This is a genomic window from Mesorhizobium sp. Pch-S (assembly GCF_004136315.1).
Taxonomy (GTDB): Bacteria; Pseudomonadota; Alphaproteobacteria; order Rhizobiales; family Rhizobiaceae; genus Mesorhizobium.
In genome coordinates this window covers 1,711,904-1,735,981 of record NZ_CP029562.1, presented here as the reverse complement: position 1 = coordinate 1,735,981, position 24,078 = coordinate 1,711,904, and the positions used below count along the sequence as shown (strand labels likewise).

The following is a 24,078-nucleotide window of genomic DNA, read 5'->3' as shown; positions in this document are numbered from 1 at the left end:
GCTTGTCTGCCTCACAAGAGAAACTGATCATGCGGCCATCGTTGGAATCCCTGCGAGTGCTTGAAGCCTGCGTATCGGCCGGCAGTTTTGCCCGTGCGGCCGAACGCCTGTTCCTGACGCCGGCGGCGGTCAGCCTGCGCATCCGCACCCTCGAGGCCGAACTTGGCCAGCCGCTTTTCGAACGTGTCGGCCGCCGCGTCGTGCCGACCGCTGCGGCTTCCGTTCTGGCTGGCCGGGTTCATGAGGCATTGTCCGGCATCGCCGATGCGCTCGCCGAATTCCAGGCCGCGACACCGCCGCTTCGCCTGACGGCGCCGCCGACATTTGCCTCGCGCTGGCTCGCCCCGCGTCTGGCGCGCTATGTGTCCCCGGTGCCGTCCAGCATCGAGATCGATGTCTCTGCCGATGTGCGCGACACCCACGACTTCGACGTCGCGATCCGCACCGGCCGTGGCGGCTGGGCCGGGCTCGACGAATACCGGCTCACGCCGGTCGATGTGACGCCGATGCTGGCGCCGTCACTGCTTGGCCCGCGCGTGCTGGATGACGCACGCGCGCTGGCCGATTTCGAACTGCTGCCGCACCCCGACTGGCAGCGGTGGTTTGCGGCGGCCCGCTGTGAAACGCCCGCGGACCTGCACTTCGCGTCGGTCGATTATCCGACGCATGAGCTCGACGCCAATGCCGCCGTCGCCGGGCTGGGCGTGGCGTTGCTGTCGCCCTCCCTGTTCCAGCCGCTTCTTGCCTCGGGGCAGCTGATTGCGCCCTTCTCCTGTGTGTTGAGCGGTCCGGCCTGGCATTTTGCGCTGATGCGCGCCGATGACGTTCGCCTCGCGCCCCGTCAGCTTTGTGCCTGGCTGCACGAGCAGGCCCAGGAAACCGCCTGACAGACGATTGCCTTGCAGCCACCCGGTTCGGGGCTGTGCGAGATGGTGGAGGCCAGCTCGGGGCATCCGAAAACGATGTTGCGGTTGTGCCACGTCGTCTGCCGATTCCGCGACGGAAGGCTTTGGCTGTCGGCGGCTGGCCGCGAACCCGAATGAGTCAATGAAATCATCAGGCTTGCTGCGCAGCAGGTGGTGTGTGGCAAGGATCGGAGCGTGACTCCGACCGGTTGTCTGGATTCATTCTAAATCATTGTGGTTGCACGGCGATTTCGATTTGGTAGTGGATTGCCCCGTATCCGATGGGGACGCCTGCAGGGTTGCAGGCGTATCGAGCGTGGCAATTGATCGAACCGGGACAGTCGAGACTGCGAACCGCTTTGCGCGCGGCGTTGTTCTCTTGCCTTGTGAAGCGCCGCGATCATGAGCGCCACGCTCACCAGCATTTTCCTCAGCAACCGCAAATCCATCATGTGGAGCGTGATGCGCATCGTGCGTGATCCGCAGGTGGCGGAGGATGTCGCCCAGGAAACCTATATGCGGGCCAGCAAGGTGGCCGAAACCGGAACCATCGACCACGTCGAGGCCTTCCTCTTCCAGACCGCGCGCAATCTGGCGATCAATCACAAGCGGCGCCAGGACATGCGCGGCCGGGTCGAACGGGACGACATATCGGAGACGGATCTGGCCAACATCGCTTCGGCAAGTCCGTCCCAGGAGGCTGACCTCATCCATCGGCAGCGCCTGCAGTGTCTCAGGGAAGCCGTGGCGCGGTTGCCGCAGCGGGCGCGTACTGTCTGGGTCCTGAGCCGCATCGAGAAATGGCCCTATCCGAAGATCGCAGAGCATCTTGGCGTCTCGCCGGGAACGGTCTTCAACGATCTCAAGCTGGCGCACGCGCACTGCATCGACGCGCTGGCGAAGATCGATCGCGGCTGATGTCTTTCCGATTGTGGGGTGCGCTCCCGGGCGACCCGGTAGCGATTTTTGTGAGATTCCGGCTGGCCGGGTGTCTCAGGTATAAGGCGGCTTTCATGCCGGATCGGGCTCATCTGAGTGGAACGCGATAAACCAGGACGCAACGACAACGAGCAGGGCTTCGTGCATCCCGACCCGGTCATGGATGCCGCCCTGGATTGGTTTTTGCTGCTGCAGGCCACGCCGCAGGATGCCGCGCTGCGAGCGGATTTCGAGGCCTGGCGCCAGGCTGATGCCATGCATGCCAAGGCCTTCGCTGTCGTTTCAGGCGCCTGGGATGTTCCCGAGATGGACCTTGTCGCCAGGGACATCGCCTCTCGCGTCGATCGGTCCCGGCAGGCGCCTGTTGCCGCGCCGCGGGCGCGCAGCAGGAGGTGGGTCGGGGCAGCGATGGCGCTGGCGGCCGTGCTGCTGCTCGCTGTCGGTATCCAGCAATATCCAACGCTCATGCTGCAATGGCAGGCGGACTACATCACCGCCACCGGCGCGCGCGACGTGGTCACGTTGCCGGATGGCTCCGTCATGACACTGAACACCGGCTCGGCCGTCACGGTGGATTTCGAAGGGCGCAAGCGCTCGGTCACCTTGCTCCGGGGCGAGGCCTATTTCGATGTCGTTCCGGATGCGTTGCGCCCATTCAGGGTTGCCGCGGCATTCTCGGAAGTCGAGGTGAAGGGTACCGCCTTTTCCGTACTGAGGGACAGCGAAGAGGACACGGTCGTTCTGGAACGTGGCCATGTCGATGTCACCCGGCTGACGGAACGGGGGGACACGGCGTCGCTCGAACCCGGCGAAAGCATCACCGCGACCGCGACCGCGCTTTCCGCCGTCAGGAAGACGGATACCGCCACATCGCTTGCCTGGCTGCAGGGCCGGCTGGTCTTCCAGGACCAGCCCTTCGGTACGGTGCTGAAGCAGCTCGGCCGCTACTATGGTCATTCGATCGTCGTTACCGATGGCAGGCTCGAAGGGCTGCGGGTCAACGGCAATTACCGCCTCGACGATCCCGAGCGCATCGTGCGCTCGCTGGCCACCGCCACGGGTGCGGCCGTGACCCGTCTCCCGGGTGGAATTTTAATCCTGCATTAAAAACTCAACTTTTTTTGTGAGATTTGCACCGCCCGATTGTCAGGTGTGTATGGGCCGGCAAATCTTGGGTGCGCGCCGGCCCGATCGAGACAGTATCGGGACAAGTGGGGCGTCGATGAACCGGGGTGCGTGGGCTTCTTCTAGGGCGATTGATGGTAAGGTGGGCGGCAGCAGGCGGCGTCTTTTCTCGATCCTGATCGCGTCGACGGTTCTTGCCGGCGGCGTTTTTGGTCCGGTCGTGGCGCATCTGCAGCAGGCCGTCGCGCAGACCGTCAATTTCAACATCCCGGCCCAGCCGCTTTCTTCCGCGATCGCCGCCTTCATCAAGGCAACGGGCTGGGAGGTAGGCTTCACCACCCAGGCTGTCAGCGGCAAGCGCTCGGCGCCGGTGCGTGGTGCGATGTCGCCGGCACAGGCGCTGCGCACGCTGCTGGAGGGCACCGGCGTCGCCGCGCGGATTTCCGGGCCATCCACCGCGGCGCTGACAGCGGGCGAAGCCGCTGAAGTCGCCGGCGGCGACACGGTTGCGGTCGGCAGTGCCACCCTGCTGGAAAAGATCACGCTTGTCGGGGTGGGAACGGCTGCAGCCTTGCAGCAGGACGGCCTTGCCAGGGATGGCTACCGGCCCGCGACGTTGTCGTCGCTCGGTCCGCTCGGCCAGACACCCATCCGCGACACGCCGTTTTCCGTCAGCGTCGCGCCTCGCGAGCTGATCCAGAACATCCAGGCGCAGTCGCCGGAGGACATCTATCGCGTGCTGCCGACGGTGCGCAGCCAGACGCCGCAGATCTCCGGCTGGGCGCCGATGGCCAATCTGCGCGGCTTCACCACCTACGACACCGCCGAGGACGGCTTCCGTCGCTCCTACAGTCACGGCACCATGCTGGAGGACAAGGAGCGGACCGAGGTGCTGTCCGGCCTTTCCGGCTTCCTCTATGGTGCTGCCTCGCCGGCCGGCATGATCAACTATGTCTACAAGCGCCCGACCGCCGAGCGTTTCGGCAGTGTCACAGCCGGCACCTATGGTGCGGGGCAGGCCTTTGTCCACGGCGATTTCGGCGGGCCGATCGATGCCGAAGGCAGGATGGGCTATCGCTTCAACATCGTCAGGGCGGGCGGCAGCACTGCAATCGACGATCAGCGCACCGACCGCTTCCTGGCCAGCGGCGCCTTCGACTGGAACATCACCGAGAAGCTGAAACTCGAGCTCAATGCCTCCTGGTCGAAGAACGATATCGATGTCGCGAACGCCTATTGGGCGTTCAGCGATGGCGTGCCGCATGGCAAGGCGCCGGATGCCCGCAGGAACTGGAGCCAGCCCTGGGTCCGCGACGAGATGGAGAAGAAACGGGTCTCGGCCAAGCTCACCTATGAGCTGAACGACGCCATCACCCTGCGCGGCGGCTATATGCGCGAGATCATCGACCGGCCCGTCCAGGACCACACCATGAATTCGGTTCGCGCGCCCGGCGAATACTACCAGATCGGCATCCATTCCGGCCAAACCGGCAACACCTTCTCGGCCGCCAATCTCTTTGCCGATGCTTCCTTCGATACCGGCGGCATCTCGCACAAGCTGACGGCCGGCTACTACATGTATCAGGACGAGGGCTGGACGACAGACTACAACCCCAACACCGGCTGGATCGGCCCGTTCCCGATGACAAAGCCCAGGCATCTGGCCACGCCGGTTTTCCCGGTCGACAAGTCGTTCCGCTACGACTCCGGCTACGTACGCAACCAGAACTTCGTCGTCGGCGATCATATCGAATTCAACGAGCAGTGGTCGGCGCTGGTCGGCGCCAACTACAGCGTCATCCAGACCCGCAGCCTCGACAGCACCGGCGCGCTGACCAGCCCCGATTACGATCAGGGCCGGCTCTCGCCATCGGTGTCGCTGATGTTCAAGCCGATCGACCAGATCACGCTCTACGGCACCTATACCGAAGGCCTGGAGCAGGGTGGCGTCGCGCCCGACACGGCCACCAATTCCGGTCAGATCATGGCCCCGATGGTCAGCAAGCAGAAGGAGGTCGGCGTCAAGGCGGACCTCGCCGGCGTGCTGTGGACGGCAGCGCTGTTCGACATCTCCAGGGCCTACGAGCTGACCAACAGCGACGGGCTCTACACCCAGGACGGCCGCCAGCGCCATCGCGGCGTCGAACTGACCGCCACCGGCCGCATCACCGACAACCTGACCATTCTCGGCGGCCTGACCTGGCTCGATCCGCGCGTCGAAGGCGGCGAGTTCGACGGTACTCGCCCGATGAATGTCGCCGGTGTCCTGGCCAAGATCTATGCCGAATACGAGGTGCCGGCGGTGCAGGGCCTGTTCCTGACCGGCGGTGTCTATTACACCGGCAAGCAGTGGGCCAATGATGCCAACACCGACCGTCTCCCGGCCTATGTCACCGCCGATCTCGGTTTTCGCTACACCGTCGACCGCTTCGGCAGCCCGCTGACGATGCGGCTGAACGTCAGCAACATCACCAACGAGAACTACTGGCAGAACAGCTACTATCTCGGCACGCCACGGATGGTCTCGTTCTCGCTGCAGGCGAAGTTCTAGAGCAGTCCCAGGAAAAGTGCGTTGCGGTTTTCCGTCCGGAATTGCGTGAAATCAGATGGTTGGAACGTGCTCCCAGGCGGGAAACGGTTTTCGCCGGGCCTTTCCCGCAGGGCGCTGCTCTGCGGGGCGGGGGCTCTTTTCCTGACGCACGGCGTCTCCCGGGCAGCAACGACGGGCGGCGTCATTGCCATGGATTGGGTGAGCGGGCAGAACCTGCTTGCGCTCGGCATCCTTCCCGCTGCCATGCCGGAGCTCGAACTCTACACCAGCCTCGTCGTCGAGCCGGCGCTGCCGCCCGCGACAGCCGAACTCGGCCTCAGGTCGGAACCCAATCTCGAGCTTGTCGATCATCTCAGGCCCACGCTGCTCGTGCAGAGCGCCGACGAAGGGCCGGTCAATGCGCGGCTGCAGGCGATCGCCCCCGTCTATCTGTTCGACCAGCGCCTGTCGTCGCTGCCGAACCGGCTGGACGGTGGCCGCAAGGCGCTGTCGGAACTTGCCACGCGGCTCGGAGCGACCACGCAGTTCGATCGCTTCCAGGCCGGTTTCGAGGTGGAGATCGAACAAGCGAAGAAGCGCCTTGCCGCCTATGACGGCAGGCCACTCATCGTGGCAACCGTCATCGATGGCCGCCGCCTGCTGGTGTTCGGCAGGAACAGCCTGTTCCAGAATGTGCTCGATCTGCTGGGCATCGAGAATGCCTGGGACGGCCACGCCTCGCTCTACGGCCACACCACGGTCGCTGCGGACCGTCTGGCCCTTTATCCGGAGGCGCGGCTTTTGTGCGTTGGTGACAGCAGCGGCGACAGGCTGGACAGGCTGCTGGCCGCGCCGGTCATCAAAAGCCTGCCCTTCGTGCGCGAAGGGCGCGTGACGCGCGTCGCCGACGTGCTGTTTTATGGCGGGTTGCCGCCGGCGTATCGGTTCGCCCGGCTTGTTTCGACCGCGCTGGCGGCGGGGTGAGGGGATGAACAGGCTCGTCAATCCTGTTGTTCCGACCGCACTCCTTGCAATGCTGTCGCTGGTGCTCATCATGCGCAATGTCGGCGCGCTGCTGCCCGAAGGCGCCGGCATCGGCACGATGCTGTTTCCCGACCCGGACGTGACCGGCGAGATGCTGCTGCACTACACGGTACTGCCACGCATCGCCGTCAGTCTGATGGCCGGTGCCGGGCTCGGACTTGCCGGCGCGGTCCTGCAGCGCATCCTGCGCAATCCGCTGGCCGAGCCTGCGACCCTGGGCGTCTCCGCCGGCGCCTATCTGCTGCTTGCTGCCGCAACGCTGTGGTTGCCGCAATGGGTCGAGGCACAGCGGGAATGGCTTGGCTTTGCCGGCGCGCTGCTGGCGCTTTTCGCCGTGCTCGCACTGTCCTGGCGCAAGGGGCTGTCGCCGGTCACGGTCACTCTCGCCGGCATGATCGTCAGCCTATATTGCGGCGCGGCGAGCGCCGTGCTGTCGCTGTTCAACCATGATTTCCTCGTCGGCATCTTCATCTGGGGTGCCGGCTATCTCGACCAGCAGGACTGGAGCGGTGCGGCCTATCTCGCGCCGCGCCTGCTGGCGCTGTCGGTGCTGGCCGGCCTGCTACTGCGCCCGCTGACGGTGCTTGCCCTCGACGACGCCAGTGCGCGAAGCCTCGGCCTGCCGCTCAACACCTATCGCCTGGCGGCACTTGTCGTCGCGGCCGGGCTGACGGCGGTGACGACGGTGGCTGTCGGCGTCATCAGCTTTGTCGGCCTTGCGGCACCTGCGCTTGCGCGTGCATCGGGGGCGAGAGGAACCGGGGCCGAGATGCTGTGGGCCGCGGCGGTCGGGGCGGTTCTGCTGACCGCCACCGACCAGGTCGTGCTTTCGCTTCCCGTCACCTACCGGCTGTTTCCGACCGGGGCGGTCACCGCGCTGCTCGGCGCGCCGCTGCTGTTCATGCTGATCCGGCGTCTCAGGATGCTGGCGCCGCCGACGCCGGCTAGCGAGCCGGCCACGCGCCGTCTCGAGCATCCCGTGGCGGCGCTCTTCGGGCTGGCCGTGCTGCTTGCTGTGTTGTTCTATTTTGCCGTTTCGCTCGGCAGCAATGTCGACGGCTGGACCTTCGTATCGAATTTCGCCGACACCGCCATCGATTGGCGCTGGCCGCGCGCGCTTGCCGCCTTCAGCGGGGGCGCCATGCTGGCACTGGCCGGTGCCATCCTGCAGCGCGTCACCGGCAATGCGATGGCTTCGCCGGAAGTGCTCGGTGTTTCGTCCGGCGCGATGCTGGCGGTGATCGTCCTGCTCTTGACCGCGACCGCTTCGACACGCGCCGACCAGATCGTCGCCGGCTCGGTGGGCGCATTCGCCGTGCTGGTGCTGATGCTGGCGCTGTCGCGCAGGCCGGGTTTCAACGGCGACCGCCTGTTGCTGATCGGCATTGCGCTCAGCTCCGTCTCCGGTTTCGTCATGGCCGTGCTGATGGCCGCGCAGGATCCGCGCCTCGACCAGGTGCTGGCCTGGCTGTCGGGCTCCACCTATGCCGTGCGTCCGGGCGAGGCGCTGGTCGCAACGGTGATGCTGGCTGCCGCCCTGTGCTGCGTCCCTTTCATCCGGCGCTGGCTCGAACTTCTGCCGCTCGGGCAAAGCGTGGCTATCGCCAACGGTGTGCCGGAAAACCTCAGCCGCAATCTGCTGTTTTCGCTGTGCGCGCTGCTGACCGCCGGTGCTACCATCCTCGTCGGGCCGCTGAGCTTTGCCGGTCTGATGGGGCCGCATCTGGCACGGCTGTCCGGTTTCCAGCGGGCCGGCCTGCAGCTGACTGCCTCCGCCCTGATCGGCGGGCTGGTGCTGCTGGTCGCCGACTGGATCGGCCGCACCGTCATCTTTCCGTTCCAGATCCCCGCCGGCCTGCTTGCAACCATCGTCGGCGGCCCTTTCCTCCTCCTTCTGATCGCGAGGCGCTGATGAACACCGCAAGGGAGGCCGGATTCCGGCTCGTCACCGTCGTGGCAACGCAGCGCATCTCGGCACGCATGCATCGGCTTCGGCTTGCCGGCGAAAACCTTCTCCGTTTCGACACCCCGGCCAACCTGCATCTGCGGCTGCATATTCCCGATGCGGCACAAAAGACGGCGGCACGGGTTGGCGGTAGAGAGGATATCACGCGCTACTACACCATCCGGCGCATCGATGCCGAACGCGGCTGGATCGATGTCGATTTCGTCCTGCACGAAGCTGCCGGGCCGGCCTGCGATTTCGCGCGGCGGGCCAGGGTCGGTGATGTCTGCGGCATCTCCGGACCTTGCGGTCTCGGCGTGAAGCCGGCGCGCGACTATCTGCTGGCCGGCGATGAAACCGCGCTTCCGGCCATTGCCCGCATTCTCGAAACCTTGCCGCGGGAGGCGCGGGGCACCGTCCTGATCGAGACGCTCGATGCCGATGGCGTCTGCGATCTTGCCAGACCCGACGGCATCGATCTTTGCTGGTTCTGCCGGCATCAGCGCGGGCACGATGATTTCATCGCGGCCGCCGAGAAAGCGATCTCGACATTGGCGGGCGAGGCCGAAGACCATTTCATCTGGATCGCCGGGGAGTTCTCCGACTGCGAGGCGCTGCGTCCCGCTTTGAAGGTCACCCAGAAGCGGCGCTACATCAATGTCGCCTACTGGCGCGCCACGGAGGCGGTGCGATGAGCGCGGCCCGATCGGCGGGGTCGTCCGACGATACGGTAGCGGAAACTGAACACGTCGCGCCCATGTTCGTGCTCGACGACGTGTCGTGCCAGCTTGCCGGCCGGACGCTTCTCGACGCGGTGTCGCTGACGCTTTCGCCGCGGCGCGTCGTCGGCCTCATCGGCCATAACGGCTCCGGCAAATCCACGCTCCTGAAGATCCTCGCCCGTCAGTTGCCGCCGAGCAAAGGCAGTGTCATGTTCGAGGGCAAGGCGCTCGGCCAATGGGGTGACCGCTCTTTCGCCCGCCGCCTTGCCTACATGCCACAGCACACGCCGCCGGCTTCCGGGCTAAAGGTTCGTGAACTCGTGGCTCTTGGCCGCTATCCCTGGCATGGCGCGCTTGGCCGCTTCGGCAAGACCGATCGCGACAAGGTCGATGAGGCCATAGAGCGCACCGGCATCGCTGCTTTCGGCGACCGCCTGGTCGACACGCTGTCCGGTGGTGAGCGCCAGCGTGTGTGGATCGCCATGCTGGTGGCGCAGGATGCCGAATGCCTGCTGCTCGACGAGCCGATCTCGGCGCTCGACATCGCCCACCAGATCGAGGTGCTGTCGCTGGTTCGTGCGCTCGGCCATTCGCGCGGCGTCGTCGTGGTGCTGCACGACGTCAACATGGCGGCGCGCTTCTGCGACGAGATCGTCGCGTTGCGTTCAGGCAAGCTGATCGCGCGCGGCACGCCGCGGGAGATCGTCACCCCGCACCGGCTTCGCGAGATCTATGGCGTGGAGATGCAGGTGATGCCGCATCCCTCCGGTGGATACCCGGTGGCGATCGCTGACTAGGATACGTCCCCGAAGGCGAAATACACTTTTCGGGGACGCGAGTGGTTGCAGAGGCGCGTATGCGAGGGGCGCTTCAATGCTCGTGTTTGATCGGAACCGGCTTGCCGGTGGAATCGTAGAGCTTGCCGTCGAGGAAATAGTCGCCCTCATGCAGGCAGGCGATGTCCTGGTAGCGCAGCGTGCGTTCCATGCCCGCGACGAACACCGATTGCTGGTCGGAATTGCCGGTCCGGAAATGGTTGAACAACAGGTTCATGGCAATCGCCATCACCGCTGCCGAGCTGATGCCGGAATGGAAGATGGTGGCGAACCAGGCCGGGAAGTGCTCGTAGAACTGCGGTGCCGCGATCGGGATCATGCCGAAGCCGAGCGAGGTGGCGACGATGATCAGGTTCATGTTGTTGGTGTATTCCACCTTGGACAGCGTGCGGATGCCGCTCGCCGCCACCGTGCCGAACAGCACCACGCCGGCGCCGCCGAGCACCGAAGGCGGCACTGCCGCGATGATCCGGCCCATGATCGGCAGCAGCCCGAGCGTGATCAGGATCATGCCGGCGCTGGCCACGACATAGCGGCTCTTCACGCCGGTGACGGCGACGAGCCCGACATTCTGGGCGAAGGCGCTTTGCGTGAAGGAGCCGAACAGCGGCGCCAGCGAGCTCGACAGCATGTCGGCGCGCAGGCCGTCGCCGAGGCGGCGGGAATCGACCTTGGTGCCGATGATCTCGCCGACCGCCAGCACGTCGGCCGACGTCTCCACCAGCGTTACGATGATGACGATCAGCATCGAGATCGTCGCCGCGACCCCGAACACCGGCAGGCCGAAATGGAAGATCGTCGGCAGTGCGAAGAACGGCCCGTCCATCACCTTCGAGAAGTCGGCCATGCCGAGCGCCACCGCCGCTGCCGTGCCGATGACCATCGACAGCAGGATCGAAAGCCGCGAGATCGTGGCGCTGCCCAGCTTGCTGAGCAGAAGCACGATCAGCAGCGTTAGCGCGGCCAGCCCGATATTCGCCATGCTGCCGAATTCCGGCGAGGCGCTGTTGCCACCCATCGCCCAGCGCGCCGCGACAGGCATGAGGGTCAGCCCGATCGTGGTGATGACGATGCCGGTCACCAGCGGCGGGAAGAACTTGGTGATGCGCGAAAACACCGGCGTGATCAGCAGGCCGATGAAGGAGGCCACCATCACCGCCCCGAACACCTGGGGCAGGCCGCCGCCACCGGTCACGATCGCCGTCATGGTGGCGACACCGGCGAAGGACACGCCCTGCACCAGCGGCAGCTGGCAGCCGAAGAAGGGGACGCCGAGCGTCTGCAGGATCGTCGCCAGCCCGCCGGCGAACAGCGAAGCGGTGATCAGCAGGCCGATCTCGCTGGGTGAAAGACCCGCCGCCTGGCCGACGATCAGCGGCACGGCGACGATGCCGCCATACATGGTCAGCACATGTTGAAAGCCATAGGCGAGATTGGCGAACAGGCCGAGCTGTTCGTCCTCGGGCCGCTCCTGCACCTGCACTTGCGATAACGTTGCGGTCAAACTGGTCTCCTCCCCTGCTTGAACGAAATACGCAGCTTTATCTTCGATGACTTGGGTGCAAGAGATTAGACCTGCTTTTGGTGAAGCATTTTAAAGCTGAGAGCGGTAATCGACGCGGTGGATATGCCGCCATTTCAGTTCGCAACTGTCTGGCGCGCTTGCGGAATCAACGTCCCGGCGGTAGCTTGTGGCAAGGCTTGTGCAGCCTGCCGCTCGCGCCTCCGGGTTCGGTGAATGCACGCTTTCCATGGATCGTCTGACCTTTGTGGACGAACCTGTCAGCAATGCGAGCACTGGCCACACGTTCGTCCCTACAGAGGATTGGACATGCGCACATTCCGCGATGCGAAGGCTATGGCGAAGACCCTGCGACAGGGCTTACGCGAACGAAGGATTGACCTCTCCCACAGCGATTGCCTTGAACTTGTCGCCCGCCAGTTCGGCCTTGCCGACTGGAACACCCTGGCGGCGAAGATCGAACCGCAACCGGATGGGAGCGTGCTGCGCCTGCCGGAAGGCTGGATCGTGAGTGGCTCCCGCAGCAGCGACTACGAGATGGGAGTAGACGAGGCTGAGGAAGCCGCGCTGATCCGCAGCCGGGCAGGCGTGGAAGGCGACGCCGAAAGATGGAACGGCTTCGGCACGCTGATGCAGGCCTTCCTGGCCGATGGTTATGCCGGCAGGCGCATCATGCTTTCGGCAAGCCTCAAGACGGCAGCCGTCGAAGGCGCGGCGACGCTGTGGTTACGGGTGGATGGCGCACAGGGCAAGGTGCTCAATTTCGACAACATGGAAGCGAGGGCGGCTGACGGCGTTCTGCGCGGAACAAACGGCTGGACGACGCGCCGCATCGTGCTCGATGTGGAAGCGGGCGCCGAGACCATCAATTTTGGCTTCTACCTGCGCAGCACTGGAAGCGCGTGGGCACGCGACTTCGAACTGGCCGAGGTTGGCATCGAGATGACGCCGACGGTCGGATCGCGGCCGGAAAGATCGAGGCCGGTCAATCTCGATTTTTCGAAACGGCTTCCATAGGCCTCAGCTGCGCAGATCAGATCCGGCTTCGGAGCGCGGCCCGTGTCAGCGGGTCGCGTCATCACTCCCGGGTAGGCAGCGGAAGATGAACACCGTTCCTCAGCTCGCCGGCTCGTAGATATAGGACGCGTCGCCGGTCACCCGGCCAATCCCCGGCCTTCCGAGATGCGCGCCGGCGATCCATGTTCCTGCCTGCGCGGCCTGCTCAAGGATATTCGACCGCGTCGCGCGCGCGGTCGGCTGATGGTCGTCGTAACCCCAGCTCACCGTCGGGTCGGCGAACTGCAGCGCCGGAACATGCACGACATCGCCGAAGAACAGGAAATCGTCTTCATCTGTCCCGAGCGCATAGCCGACATGGCCCGGGGCATGGCCTGGCAGCGCCACCGCCTGCAGCCCGTTTTCCAGCCGATCGCCGTCGCGAACAGGCTTCAGCAGCGGCCGGAATGCCGAAAGATGCGACTTGCCGAAGAAGCCCTTGACGGCGTCTTCGCCGATCATGATCGCCTCAAGTTTTGGCAAAAGCGGGCGGCCGTAGGGCGTCAGCAGCCCGCTGACGTGATCTTCATGGGCATGCGTGGCCGCCATGGTCGTGATCGAAGCCGGATCGATCCCGGCTTGCTTCATCACATTCTCGAGACGGCCCATGGTCGGCTCCCAGCTGCCGCCGGCGCCGCAGTCGATGAGGGTGCTCTGCCCGTCAGGGTTCGTCACGAGGAAACAATTGACGGACAGGCGGACCCTGTCGTCCGCCGTCACGGTTGCCGGGAAGGGATTGTCGTCGGCATCCCGCAACAGGTTGGCTTCCATGTCGACATGACCGTCCGAGAGCGACCAGATGCGCCATCCTCCGGATGTCGCGGCCAGCACGTCAACGCTGTGGGAAAGGACCTTCATGCAGCACCTGTCGCGGTTTCGATGTCCTGGTTTCTACAACATCCTGCATCGATATCAGTGTGCCAGCAGCCTGCAAATGGTGGACGGCGCCGACCTGCGCCAGGATGCATCGGCGGCGGCGTTCCTTTCTTTTCCCAGGTCATATACTAAGGATTTGACCTAAGTATTTTGTCGAGCTATGACGCTGTCCGGTCGCAACCCGCCGCACGCTGGAGGAGACAGAACATGACACCGCAAATGCCTGGCGGCTCCCAGCCGCAGGTGCCCAGTCCTGCCGTTGTGGATCGCATCTTCCGCGCTCTGTCCGATCCGACGCGCCGCAGCGTGCTGGAACGGCTCTCGGCGCAGCCTGCTTCGGTGAGCGAACTGGCCGCTCCCTACGGCATGGCGCTGCCATCTTTCGTCGAGCACCTGAAGGTGCTGGAAGGCAGCGGATTGGTGCGCTCCCGAAAGGCCGGCCGGGTGCGAACTTACGAACTGGCCGCCGACCAGCTCAGGCTTGCCGAAGACTGGCTCGGACGCCAGCGCAAGCTGTGGGAGCGGCGGCTCGACCGGCTCGACAGCTATCTGCTTAAACTGAAGGAGGAAGGTACCAGATGACATTGCCCAAGATCACGGTCGATCCAAAGCTCGACCTCGTGTTGGAACGTGAGCTCGATGTGCCGGTGGAACTCGTCTGGCGTGCCTGGACGACTGCGGAACACCTGCGCCACTGGTTCGTTCCGAAGCCCTGGACGATCACGGCCTGCGATCTGGATGTGCGTCCTGGCGGCGCGATGAACTTCACCATTCGTTCGCCCGAAGGGCAGGAGTTCCCGAACAGCGGCTGCTATCTCGAGGTGAAGCCGTTCGAGCGCCTGGTCACCACAGACACGCTGCTTGGCGGGTATCGGCCCTCGTCCAATCCATTCTTCACCGCCGTGCTGGATTTCGCCAGGAACGGGGAAGGCACACGCTATCGCGCCATCGCCATCCATGGTGAGGAAGCCAGCCGCCAGAAGCACGAGGAAATGGGCTTCCACGATGGCTGGGGCACGGTGGTGTCGCAGATGGTGGAATACATCAAGTCAGGCCGCGTGGCAGCCTGACGGCGGTACGATCGATTTGGAAGCGGGTGGTCCTGCCGCCCGCTTTTCACTGCGGATGAATTGCTGCTTCTACTGCGCGGCCGCTGCGCAGTTTCGGATCACCGCCGCGACCAGTGCGGGTTCTTCCCAATGCGGGTTGTGCCCAGTGCGCGGGAGGTCGATGGCCGTCGCGTCCGGCAGTGCCGACACCAGCAGGGCACGGTCGACGCTGCCGAAGAGCATGTCTTCGACACCGTTGATGAGCACGGTTTCGATGCTGCCGCGCTCGTGCACCCTGGTCGTGAGGTCGACGTGCCGGATCAGGTCCAGCACCGAGCGCCAGCGTGCAGCGGGCATGCCGGATGCCTCCAGCGCGATCTTCTCCAGGAAAGCTCTGGGCACATCCTCCCGGCAATGATGCCAGTAGTCGAAGAATGGATCCGCCGGGTGGATCGGGTCGCGCAGCGCCTGCAGGCCTGTCGTGACCGGATGCTCGTTTCCGATCCGGGGCCGCAACGAGCAGCCGATGAGAACGAGCGCTCCGAACAGGCCGGGAGCGGCCGCGCACGCCTCGATGGCGACCATCGCACCAAGCGAGTGCCCGACCAGAACCGGACGATGCAGGTTTTTCGCCTTCGCCAGCGCGATCAGGTCGGACGCAAAGCAGCCCAGTCCGTCGGGCTCGGCGCCGAACGAACTGCCATGATTGCGCAGGTCTGGGATCACCAGCCGATGCCCGGCCAGGTGCGGCATCAGCAGGGAGAAGCTGCGGCTGGTGTCGGTGAAGCCATGCACCAGGACGACAGCCGGCTCGGCGCCAGCCTGCTCCATGAAGGCCAGCCTGCCGTTCTCCAAAAGAAGCTGGCGCTTGCGATCGACCCAGCTGTCCTGGTCGAGAGGGCCGCTCACAGGCCGAGCTTCGCCTTGACCGCTTCCAGTCCCGGCTTGCCATCGAATGTGGTGACCCCCGCCAGCCATGTCGTCAGTTTTTCGGGGTTCTGCTTGATGGCTTTCAGGCCGGCGTCCTGCGGCTGCATGCCGTCGTTGATCAGGTAGCCCATGCCGGCATTCTCGAAATCGATGTCGAAGGCGAGGTTGTTGAGGAATTGCCCGACATTCGGGCATTCACCGGCATAGCCCTTGCGGGTCTGGGTCGACACGGTCGCTGCACCGAAGTCCGGGCCGTAATATTTGTCCCCGCCGGTGAGGTATCTGAAATCATACATCGTGTTCATCGGGTGCGGTGCCCATCCCTGGAAGACGATGAATTTCTTCTCCTTGATCTTGTAGCCGACCTCCGACAGCATCCCGGCCTCGCTGGATTCCACCACCTTCCAGTCCTTCAGGTCGAGCGCCGGGTCGGCGATCGCATCGAGCATGAGCTGGTTGGATCCGGGCTCGATGCCGTACATCTGATGCTCGAACCTGTCGGCGAACTTGCTCAGGTCCTTGAAGTCCTTGACGCCGGCTTCCCAGACATAGCTGGGCACGGCAAAGGTGTATTTGGCGCCGGTCAGGTTGACGCGCACGGTATCGATCGAACCGTCCTTCTTGTAAGGGTCGAAATAGCTGACCATGGCCGGGTTCCAGTAGCCCAGGAAGACATCGACATCGTTGTTCTTCATGCCTTCGTAGATGACGTTGATGCCCAGTATGTCGCTCTTCGGCGTATAGCCGAGTGCGTCGAGGATCACGTTGGCCACCCCGGTTGTGAACGCCAGGTCGTTCCACCCCGGCTCCGCCATGCGCACCGTGCGGCAGGAATCCGCGTCGCCGGCGATGGCAATTCCCGTTGAAAACGTCAGGGCAAACAACGAAACGATACTCCTGAATCCGTGCATGGCAATCTCCCTTTGACCATTCGGTATATTTATTGTCCCATGGGTCAATTCTTGATCTGATGGGGCGACGCTGTCAATATGCCTGCGGAATCGGGAGTGCATTTTGAAACTCACACGCATCAGCGACATCCGCCGCAGGGAACTGCGGCAGGCGGCCTTTGCGGTTCTGCAGAAAGAAGGTGCCGCCGGGACGACCCTGGAGAAGGTCGCAGCGCAGGCCGGTGCATCCAAGGGCATCGTGCTGCACTATTTCCGCAGCAAGCAGGAATTGTTCGAGCATGCGATGCGCGAAGCCAATGCCGTGTTGCGCGACGCCGTGATCGCCAGGTTGCAGCGGGCACGCACGCCGGCCGAAAGGCTGGATGCGGTGATAGAGGGCAATTTCGAGCCGCACCTCTTCCAGCCATCCGTCTGCCACGCCTGGCTTTCACTGTGCGCCGAGGTTCCGCGGGATGAAAACCTGGCCCGCATCCAGACCGTGCTTCACGCCCGCATGCGCTCGAACCTGATGTCGGCGTTGCGGCAGCTTGCCCCCGCCGTTTTGGCCGAAGAAGTCGCCCTCGGCGTCACCGCCCTGATCGATGGCCTCTGGCTCCGACTGGGGCTGCAGCCCGGCAGCATCTCTCGCGAGCAGGCCGTTGCGCAGGTCAGGGATTTCGTTGCCGCGCGGCTCAGCCACCAGGCTTTGCGCTGATGGCCGATGGGCGATGTTGGCCGCATTGCAAACCGGTTGCCGCGATTGATCGATCGGTTGGTCGTTCTCAGGGTGCAACCGCCTGCGGCTGTTCCCGGTCCGCTTGCGGCAGCGTACGCCGCTTCCGGATCGAGCCCAGCGACTTGACCGCGATGTAGACGACCGGGGTCGAGAACAGGGTCAGCGCCTGGCTGACGATGAGCCCGCCGACAACGGCGACACCCAGTGGCTCGCGAAGCTCGGCGCCTGTGCCGAAAGCGAGCATGAGCGGTATCGCTGCCAGCAGCGCAGCGATTGTCGTCATCATGATCGGGCGGAAACGTGCCAGTGCCGCCTCGTAGATCGCTGCTTCAGGCCCCAGTCCCCGCTCGCGCTCGGCATCCATGGCGAAGTCCACCATCAGGATACCGTTCTTCTTGACGATGCCGATCAGCAGGATGATCCCGATCAATGCCATGATCGAGAAATCCAGCCCCCACAGCCACAGCATCAGCAGCGCACCGAGGCCGGCGGATGGCAGCGTCGAAAGGATGACGATCGGGGTGAGGTAGCTTTCGTAGAGGATGCCCAGGATGATGTAGACCGAGATCAGCGCTGCCAGCACCAGATAGGGCTGGGTGCGCAGGGACTCCTCGAATGCCTGGGCCGAACCCTGCGTGCGTCCCGTCACCGTCTCGGGCATTCCGATCTCTTCCTGCAGGCGGTTGATGGCCGTCATGGCGTCGCCGAGCGGGGTTCCGGCAGCCAGGTTGAAGGAGATCGTCACCGAAGGAGACAGGGCCGTGCGGTTGATCACCGTCGGGCCGGGACTTTGCGGCTCGATCCTCACCACAGATGCCAGCGGGACAAGGTCGCCCGATGTCTGGGACCTCAGATACAGCGAATTGATCGCGTCGACACGTGAGAACTGGCTTGGGTCGACCTCCAGGACGATCTGATACTGGCTGACCTGGGTCTGATATTCGCCGACCTGGCGCTGCCCGAACGCATCATAGAGCGTCTGGTCGATCGCTTCGACCGATACGCCGTAGTGAGCGGCAGCCTGGCGGTCGATGGTGATCGACTGCATTCTCGCGCCGAGCTGGAGATCGTTCCTGACGTCTTCAAAGCCCGGCGTGTCGCTCAGCGCTTCGGTCAGCCTGTTGGCCCATAGCGCCAGTTCCGACTGGTCCGCGGAGGTCAGCAGATATGCGTATTGGGCTGCGCCGCCGATGCCCAGATTGATGTCCTGGGCTGCCCTGAGCTGAACCGTAATTCCTGGAATGGCGGCGAGCTTGGGGCGGATGCGGGCCATGAACTGCTCCACCGAGACATCGCGATCGCTGCGATCTTCCAGTGCGATCCACAGGCGGCCGCTGCCGATCGACGTAATGCCGGCCGTTCTGCCGACGGCACTGTTGAACGAGCGGACGGCGGGGTCGGCGCCGATGACCTCGGCGATCTGGCGGTGTTTTTCCCGCATGTCCTCGAAGGAGATGTCTTCCGCCGCGCTCGTCTGGCCGGTTATGAACGCGGTATCCTGCGAGGGAAAGAACCCCTTGGGAATGTAGACGTAGGCGGCCACGGTTGCCGCGATCGTCGCCAGGAACACGAGCATGGTGAGCGTCTTGTTCCGCAGCGTCCAGCGCAGCGCGACGGCGTAGAGGGATGTGAGGCGGCCCGGATTGGCGTGTCCGTGCGTGTCCGGATGCCGTGCCGACGATTTCATGTATTTCGCACACAGCATCGGCGCCAGCGTCAGCGCAACCACCACCGAGATGAGCAGCGCCACCGTGACCGTCAGCGAGAATTCCCTGAACAGCCTGCCGACGATACCGCCCATGAAGAGCAGGGGAATGAATGCTGCGATCAGCGAGAGGGTGATCGAGATGACCGTGAACCCGATTTCCCTTGAGCCCTTGAGGGCGGCAGCAAGGCTGCTCTCCCCGTTCTCGATGTGCCGGTGAATGTTCTCCACCACCACGATTGCGTCGTCGACGACGAAACCGATCGCGATGATGAGAGCGACCAGGGTTAGATTGTTGAGACTGAAGCCAAGCAGGTAGATCGCACCGAAGGTGGCGATGACCGATATTGCCAGCACCACGCCGACGATCAATGTCGCGGGCACCTGCCGAAGAAACAGCCCCATCACCACGACGACAAGGATGAGCGTCACCACCAGCGTGATCTCGACCTCATGCAGGGATGCCCGGATTGTGCGGGTGCGATCGTTCATGACCGTCACGTTTACATCGGCTGGCAGATCGGCCAGCAGGGCGGGCATTTGTGACTGGACCGCATCGACGATGGCGATGACGTTCGCACCGGGCTGTCGTTCTATGATGACGCCCAGGCCCGGCTCGCCATTGGGCCATGCGCCGACATAGGCGTCTTCCGGCCCGACCTGGACGCGGGCGACGTCGCCGACACGGACAGGTGCGCCGTCGCGTGTTGCAACCACCACGTCGCGATATTCGGCGTCGGTGACGAGTTGGTCGTTGGTCTGCAGCGTCGAGGTCGAAGAGCCGCCAAAGATGGCACCCTTTGGCTGGTTGACGTTCGCTGCGGTGACTGCCGTGCGGATGTCTTCCAGCGTCAGTCCGTAGGCTGCCAGCCGCTCCGGCTGCGCCTGGATGCGGATTGCCGGGCGCTGGAGACCGCCCACCCGAACCTGCGCGATGCCGTCGATCTGGCTGAGGCGACGGGCGAGGCGCGTGTCGATCAGGTCGCTCAGTTCGGTGGTTGGCAACGTGTTGGATGTCACGGCCAGGACCAGGACTGGCGCGTCCGTCGGGTTCACTTTCCGCCATGTCGGCAGGGTCGGCATCGTGTCGGGCAGTCGTCCGGCAACGGAGTTGATCGCGGCCTGGACCTCCTGCGCAGCGACGTCGATGTCGCGCTCGAGCCCGAACTGAAGCGTGATCGATGCCTGACCGAGCGAACTGGTCGACGTCATCTCGGTCACGCCGGGAACGCCGGTCAGGGCTGTTTCCAGCACGGTGGAGACAGCCGAGGCCATTGTCTCGGGGCTGGCGCCAGGCAGCGTCGCGTTGACCTGAAGGGTTGGGAAGTCGACTTCCGGCAGCGCCGCGACCGGCAGGTTCGGGATGGCGACGATGCCGAGCAATGTCATCGCTATGGCGGTCAGGACGGTCGCGATGGGACGGCGGATGAACCAGGCTGAAAAACTGCCCGGCTCCGAGGCTGAAATCGACTTGTCGGTGGCGTCCGTCATGACGACAGCCCCATGTCGCTCTCGGGGCCGGTTCGCGGCTTTTGTTCAAGCACCCTGACCGGCGTTTTTTCCCGCAGCCGTGAGAAACCATCCGTCACGATCTGGTCGCCGGCGGCGATGCCCTTGGTGACGACCGCGATGTCATCGTTGCTGTATCCGATCTCGACCGGCACGCGCTCGGCGGTCTCGCCAGCGACCCGGAACACGAAATTGCCATCCATCGACAGGCGGACGGCATATTTTGGAACAACCACCGCTTGGTTGGACCGGCCTGTTTCGACGCTCACCGAAACGAATTCCCCCGGCGCCAGGATACCTGCCTCATTCTCGAACTGTGCCCGCACGCGCGCGGCACCATTCGTTCCGCCGATCCTGTTGTCGAAAGCCGTGATCCGTCCCCGGCCGACCTCCGCGCCGGCGGCGCGATTCAGCACCGCGACGGATGCCGCATCGAGACCGGCTGTATAGCGTTCGAGCTGGGATAGCTGTTGCTGGGGGACGTTGAAGACGACCGAGATCGGATTGGTCTGCACGATCGAGATGATGCCCGCCGTGTCGGATTGACGGACGTTGTTGCCGGGGTCGAGCTGGCGCAATCCGACGCGGCCGTCGGCGGGTGCGTAGATGCGGGTAAAGGACAGGTTGACCTGCGCGGTTCCGACATTTGCCTCGTCGATCGCGATCGCCGCGCGCAGCTGCTCGACGTCCGATTGTCTCTGATCGACGATGGCGGTTGCGACGGCGTTCATCGATTTCAGCCGTTGCGACCGTTCCAGCTCGCGTTCTGCTGCCCTCAGCAGGGCCTGGTTGCGTGCGAGCTGGCCCTGGGCGGCCTGAAGCGCCGATCGAAAGAGCCGATCGTCGATGGTGGCGATCAGATCCCCTTTGCGGACGATGTCTCCCTCCCGAACCAGGAGCTCGCTCAATATCCCGTCGACCTGGGAACGGATCACGACATCGTTCAGGGGAAGCACCGTTCCAACGAGGCGCAACTCGTGGCGGACGTCATCTGTTCGCGCCAGCGAGACCTGGACCGGGACCGGTGCAGTAGCCGCCGCAACTGGCGCGGCCGATGGTCTTGAGCTGACGATCATGATGCCGGCTCCTGCGGTCGAGGTGACGACGACGGCCGTGGCCAGAATGGCGAGCCAGCGCCTTTTGCTGCGACCGTTTGGCAAATCCCGACGCTCTTCGTCCAAGGGGGCCATCCGCTGTTTTCCTCATTGGTTTGGCCCGCGGGACCGCGTCGCCATGCGTTGCAACTCACGGTTCAGCTAGCCCGGACATGTCCCAGCAGTTTGCCGAAAATGCATCAATGTGTGTCCGGCGCTGCTTCAGGTGGGTGGCAAGCGCCTGCGATGCGCTCCCCAGTGTCGGATACGGTTCGCAAGGCAGGGGCCCTGCGCCGGCTGGAAAGGCGGATGGTCAGCCCGTCGGCGAGATGCAAGCGCGCGTTGACAAACAATAATACAAAAATTCGCACGACTGCGCGGATACCCGGATGGTATTGTCGGCATGGCAAACAAGATCGAGGGACCGCAAGCTGCACATCGCAATCGTTGATGATCATGAAGAGATCAGGGCCCTGCTCAGCCGTTACCTTCGCGAGCATGGTTATCGTGTGACGGCCGCAGAAAGCGCCCAGGAATTCCGTGGCATCCTGCAGAAGAGTGTGCCGGATCTGGTCGTGCTCGACATCATGATGCCCGGCGAGGACGGCTTGTCGCTTTGCCGGTTCCTGCGTGAAACCACGACGGTTCCGATCATCCTGCTGACGGCAGTCTCCACCGAGACGGACCGGATCATCGGCCTGGAGATGGGCGCCGACGACTACGTGACCAAGCCGTTCAACGCGCGCGAACTGCTGGCACGGGTGAAGGCTGTCCTGCGTCGCGCCAACAGCATGCCGCCTAAACAGCAGCGCACGAAAAGCCAGCGGTTGCGTTTCGGGCAATGGATACTCGATGTGGGCAAGCGGGAACTCATCAATCAGGTCGGCCTGGCAACTCCGCTGAGTACGGCCGAGTTCCGGCTACTGATGGTTCTGCTCGACCATCCCCAGATGGTGCTCACCAGGGATCAGTTGCTTGATCTTACGGTCGGGCGGATCAGCGACGTGTTCGATCGAAGCGTCGACAACCAGATCAGCCGTCTCCGCAAGAAGGTCGAAGTCGACCCCCGCAATCCTGAACTGATCAAGACGCATTGGGGCGGAGGATATCTGTTCACCGCCGAGGTGGAGCCGGCATGAACTGGTTTTGGGGCAAAAGCCTGGCAGCGCAGATTATCTGGCTCATGCTGCCCATCCTGCTGGTTGCGCAGATCGTCGGCTTCGTCGTGACCGCCGACGAACGCGCCACGGAGCTGCGTGAGATGGCGCAGGACGAGTTTGTGGTTCGCACCACGACGGCGATCCTGGCAATCGAGACGATGCCGGGCGCGTATCAGGATGCGCTTGTCGGTGTCATGGATACAAACTACTCCAGATTCTGGCTGAGCCAGGAGGGTCCGGGTGACCTCGACGCATGGAGCCGGGACGCCTGGCGGCGGTTGCAGCAGCCGCTGTCACAGAACGGTTCGCAAGGTTCCGGCCCTCTGGATGTACCAGGCGCGAAAGGCGTGGATTGGGGTGAAACGGACAGCACCGCTTTGAAGTCCGTCAACAGTGTCGCGAATGCCCGCTGGGAGCCGATCGAACTCAAGACCGGAGCAAAGACGACACAGGCGCAGATCGCGTCTCTCGAAGGCCATTGCGGCGCCGGGCTGGCCGCGCAGATGCCGGACGGGCGCTGGCTGAATGCCGCATGCTACAAACCGCCCAAGACATTCCTTTGGAAGGCGCCGACCATCGTGACCCTGGCCATCACCACGATCGTGCTGTCGGGTCTTGCGGTCGTCGTGGCTCGCCGCATTGCGCGGCCCATGAAACAGCTCACATCCGCGGCGGAGTCGCTCGGCCGCTGCGAATTGGGCGGCCATATCCCCGAAGAGGGGCCGGACGATATCCGGCGAACGGCCGTTGCCTTCAACCAGATGCAGCAGCGGCTTTCGCGCTTCCTTGCAGACCGGACTGCGATGCTCGCCGCAATTGGCCACGATCTGCGCACGCCGATAACGACAATGCGACTGAGATCCGAGTTCGTGGCCGATGCCGAAACGAAGTCGCGTCTTCTCGAGACGGTCGACGAGATGCAGGCGATCACCGAGGCCACGCTCGAGCTGACCCAGGAGCAGTCGATCGACGAGCCGTCGAGACCGGTTGATGTCGCGGCTCTGGTTGAAAGCATCTGCGAGGATCTTGCCGATCTCGGACGCGATGTCCTTTACAAGGAGAACGGCGTCGTCCCTTATCGCTGCAGGCCCGACAGCCTGCGGCGTGCAACGCGAAATCTGATCGAAAATGCGCTCCGCTACGGAAAACAGGCACGGGTTTCCATCATGAGTTCGGAAGCCGGGGTGAACATACAGATCGACGACAGCGGACCCGGCATTCCGGAGAGTGAAATCGAACGGGTGTTCCTGCCTTTCGTTCGCCTGGAAGAATCCCGCAATGCAAACACCGGCGGGATCGGGCTGGGCCTAGCCATCGCCCGCAACATCGCGAGGGCTCACGGCGGTGACGTTTTGCTGAACAATCGGCCGGAAGGACTGCGGGCGATCCTTCACTTGCCGCCAATCCCTGGCGAGCTGACGCAACATGCCGTGGCCGAGACGGCCTAGGGCAATTCCAGGAAAAGTGCGCAGCGGTTTTCTGTCCGGAATTGCGCAGAAAACGGA

At 64.0% G+C, this 24,078-nt stretch carries 20 protein-coding genes; 14 read left to right on the top strand and 6 right to left on the bottom strand.

The genetic code is table 11. From position 1 onward, the window contains the following. Positions 1-29 precede the first annotated feature (29 nt). The 8 genes from C1M53_RS08030 (at position 30) to C1M53_RS07990 (ending at position 10,007) form a co-directional block, all read left to right on the top strand. Positions 30-887: a LysR family transcriptional regulator gene (locus C1M53_RS08030; RefSeq protein WP_129411765.1), complete on the top strand. Its 858-nt coding sequence runs from the start codon at positions 30-32 to the stop codon at positions 885-887. A 420-nt stretch (positions 888-1,307) separates the two neighbouring features. Beyond that, a complete protein-coding gene (locus C1M53_RS08025) occupies positions 1,308-1,823 on the top strand; it encodes a sigma-70 family RNA polymerase sigma factor (protein ID WP_129411764.1) in 516 nt (171 codons plus the stop codon). Positions 1,824-1,940: 117 nt separating this feature from the next. Next, positions 1,941-2,951 carry a FecR domain-containing protein gene (locus C1M53_RS08020; protein ID WP_245488483.1) on the top strand — a complete coding sequence of 337 codons (1,011 nt, stop codon included), beginning with the start codon at positions 1,941-1,943 and terminating at the stop codon, positions 2,949-2,951. 160 nt (positions 2,952-3,111) lie between these two features. Continuing rightward, on the top strand, positions 3,112-5,520 hold the full coding sequence (locus C1M53_RS08015; RefSeq protein ID WP_245488482.1) for a TonB-dependent receptor: 2,409 nt from the start codon (positions 3,112-3,114) through the stop codon (positions 5,518-5,520). Positions 5,521-5,709: 189 nt separating this feature from the next. Beyond that, complete coding sequence (locus C1M53_RS08005) at positions 5,710-6,483, top strand: ABC transporter substrate-binding protein (protein WP_129411761.1); 774 nt, start codon at positions 5,710-5,712, stop codon at positions 6,481-6,483. Positions 6,484-6,487: 4 nt separating this feature from the next. Beyond that, complete coding sequence (gene fhuB, locus C1M53_RS08000; protein WP_129411760.1) at positions 6,488-8,455, top strand: Fe(3+)-hydroxamate ABC transporter permease FhuB; 1,968 nt, start codon at positions 6,488-6,490, stop codon at positions 8,453-8,455. Further along, positions 8,455-9,183: a siderophore-interacting protein gene (locus C1M53_RS07995; protein WP_129411759.1), complete on the top strand. Its 729-nt coding sequence runs from the start codon at positions 8,455-8,457 to the stop codon at positions 9,181-9,183. The genes fhuB and C1M53_RS07995 overlap by 1 nt, the downstream gene beginning before the upstream one ends. A gap of 62 nt (positions 9,184-9,245) precedes the next feature. Beyond that, the gene (locus tag C1M53_RS07990; protein WP_245488576.1) at positions 9,246-10,007 is read left to right on the top strand and encodes an ATP-binding cassette domain-containing protein; all 762 of its coding nucleotides are present in this window, start codon (positions 9,246-9,248) and stop codon (positions 10,005-10,007) included. 73 nt (positions 10,008-10,080) lie between these two features. Here C1M53_RS07990 and C1M53_RS07985 read toward each other — a convergent pair whose 3' ends face one another. Further along, positions 10,081-11,550, bottom strand: coding sequence for a nucleobase:cation symporter-2 family protein (locus tag C1M53_RS07985; RefSeq protein ID WP_129411757.1), 1,470 nt, complete (start codon positions 11,548-11,550; stop codon positions 10,081-10,083). A 327-nt stretch (positions 11,551-11,877) separates the two neighbouring features. Here C1M53_RS07985 and C1M53_RS32335 point away from each other — a divergent pair, with 327 nt between their 5' ends. Next, positions 11,878-12,585 (top strand): glyoxalase superfamily protein, encoded by a 708-nt coding sequence (locus C1M53_RS32335; protein WP_129411756.1) that lies wholly within the window; start codon positions 11,878-11,880, stop codon positions 12,583-12,585. 99 nt (positions 12,586-12,684) lie between these two features. Here C1M53_RS32335 and C1M53_RS07975 read toward each other — a convergent pair whose 3' ends face one another. Continuing rightward, positions 12,685-13,482, bottom strand: a complete 798-nt coding sequence (locus tag C1M53_RS07975) for an MBL fold metallo-hydrolase (protein WP_129411755.1) — start codon at positions 13,480-13,482, stop codon at positions 12,685-12,687. A 225-nt stretch (positions 13,483-13,707) separates the two neighbouring features. On the opposite strand from C1M53_RS07975, the gene C1M53_RS07970 reads away from it, so the two are divergent. Both C1M53_RS07970 and C1M53_RS07965 read left to right on the top strand, forming a co-directional pair. Then, positions 13,708-14,082: a metalloregulator ArsR/SmtB family transcription factor gene (locus C1M53_RS07970; protein WP_245488481.1), complete on the top strand. Its 375-nt coding sequence runs from the start codon at positions 13,708-13,710 to the stop codon at positions 14,080-14,082. Then, the gene (locus C1M53_RS07965; RefSeq protein WP_129411754.1) at positions 14,079-14,570 is read left to right on the top strand and encodes an SRPBCC family protein; all 492 of its coding nucleotides are present in this window, start codon (positions 14,079-14,081) and stop codon (positions 14,568-14,570) included. Before C1M53_RS07970 ends, C1M53_RS07965 begins: the two co-directional genes overlap by 4 nt. A 69-nt stretch (positions 14,571-14,639) precedes the next feature. Here the strand turns inward: C1M53_RS07965 and C1M53_RS07960 are convergent, their stop codons facing one another. After that, on the bottom strand, positions 14,640-15,458 hold the full coding sequence (locus tag C1M53_RS07960; protein ID WP_245488480.1) for an alpha/beta hydrolase: 819 nt from the start codon (positions 15,456-15,458) through the stop codon (positions 14,640-14,642). Continuing rightward, positions 15,455-16,390, bottom strand: coding sequence for a choline ABC transporter substrate-binding protein (gene choX / locus C1M53_RS07955; protein ID WP_129411752.1), 936 nt, complete (start codon positions 16,388-16,390; stop codon positions 15,455-15,457). Before choX ends, C1M53_RS07960 begins: the two co-directional genes overlap by 4 nt. A 103-nt stretch (positions 16,391-16,493) precedes the next feature. On the opposite strand from choX, the gene betI reads away from it, so the two are divergent. Continuing rightward, on the top strand, positions 16,494-17,084 hold the full coding sequence (gene betI / locus C1M53_RS07950) for a transcriptional regulator BetI (RefSeq protein ID WP_165358092.1): 591 nt from the start codon (positions 16,494-16,496) through the stop codon (positions 17,082-17,084). Positions 17,085-17,151: 67 nt separating this feature from the next. On the opposite strand, the gene C1M53_RS07945 is transcribed toward betI, so the two are convergent. Continuing rightward, positions 17,152-20,301 carry an efflux RND transporter permease subunit gene (locus C1M53_RS07945; protein ID WP_129411750.1) on the bottom strand — a complete coding sequence of 1,050 codons (3,150 nt, stop codon included), beginning with the start codon at positions 20,299-20,301 and terminating at the stop codon, positions 17,152-17,154. After that, positions 20,298-21,509, bottom strand: coding sequence for an efflux RND transporter periplasmic adaptor subunit (locus C1M53_RS07940; protein WP_129411749.1), 1,212 nt, complete (start codon positions 21,507-21,509; stop codon positions 20,298-20,300). Before C1M53_RS07940 ends, C1M53_RS07945 begins: the two co-directional genes overlap by 4 nt. Positions 21,510-21,802: 293 nt before the next feature. Here C1M53_RS07940 and C1M53_RS07935 point away from each other — a divergent pair, with 293 nt between their 5' ends. Together C1M53_RS07935 and C1M53_RS07930 are read left to right on the top strand one after the other, a co-directional pair. Further along, a complete protein-coding gene (locus C1M53_RS07935; RefSeq protein ID WP_129411748.1) occupies positions 21,803-22,552 on the top strand; it encodes a response regulator in 750 nt (249 codons plus the stop codon). Next, positions 22,549-24,021 (top strand): ATP-binding protein, encoded by a 1,473-nt coding sequence (locus C1M53_RS07930; protein ID WP_129411747.1) that lies wholly within the window; start codon positions 22,549-22,551, stop codon positions 24,019-24,021. Before C1M53_RS07935 ends, C1M53_RS07930 begins: the two co-directional genes overlap by 4 nt. Positions 24,022-24,078 lie beyond the last annotated feature (57 nt).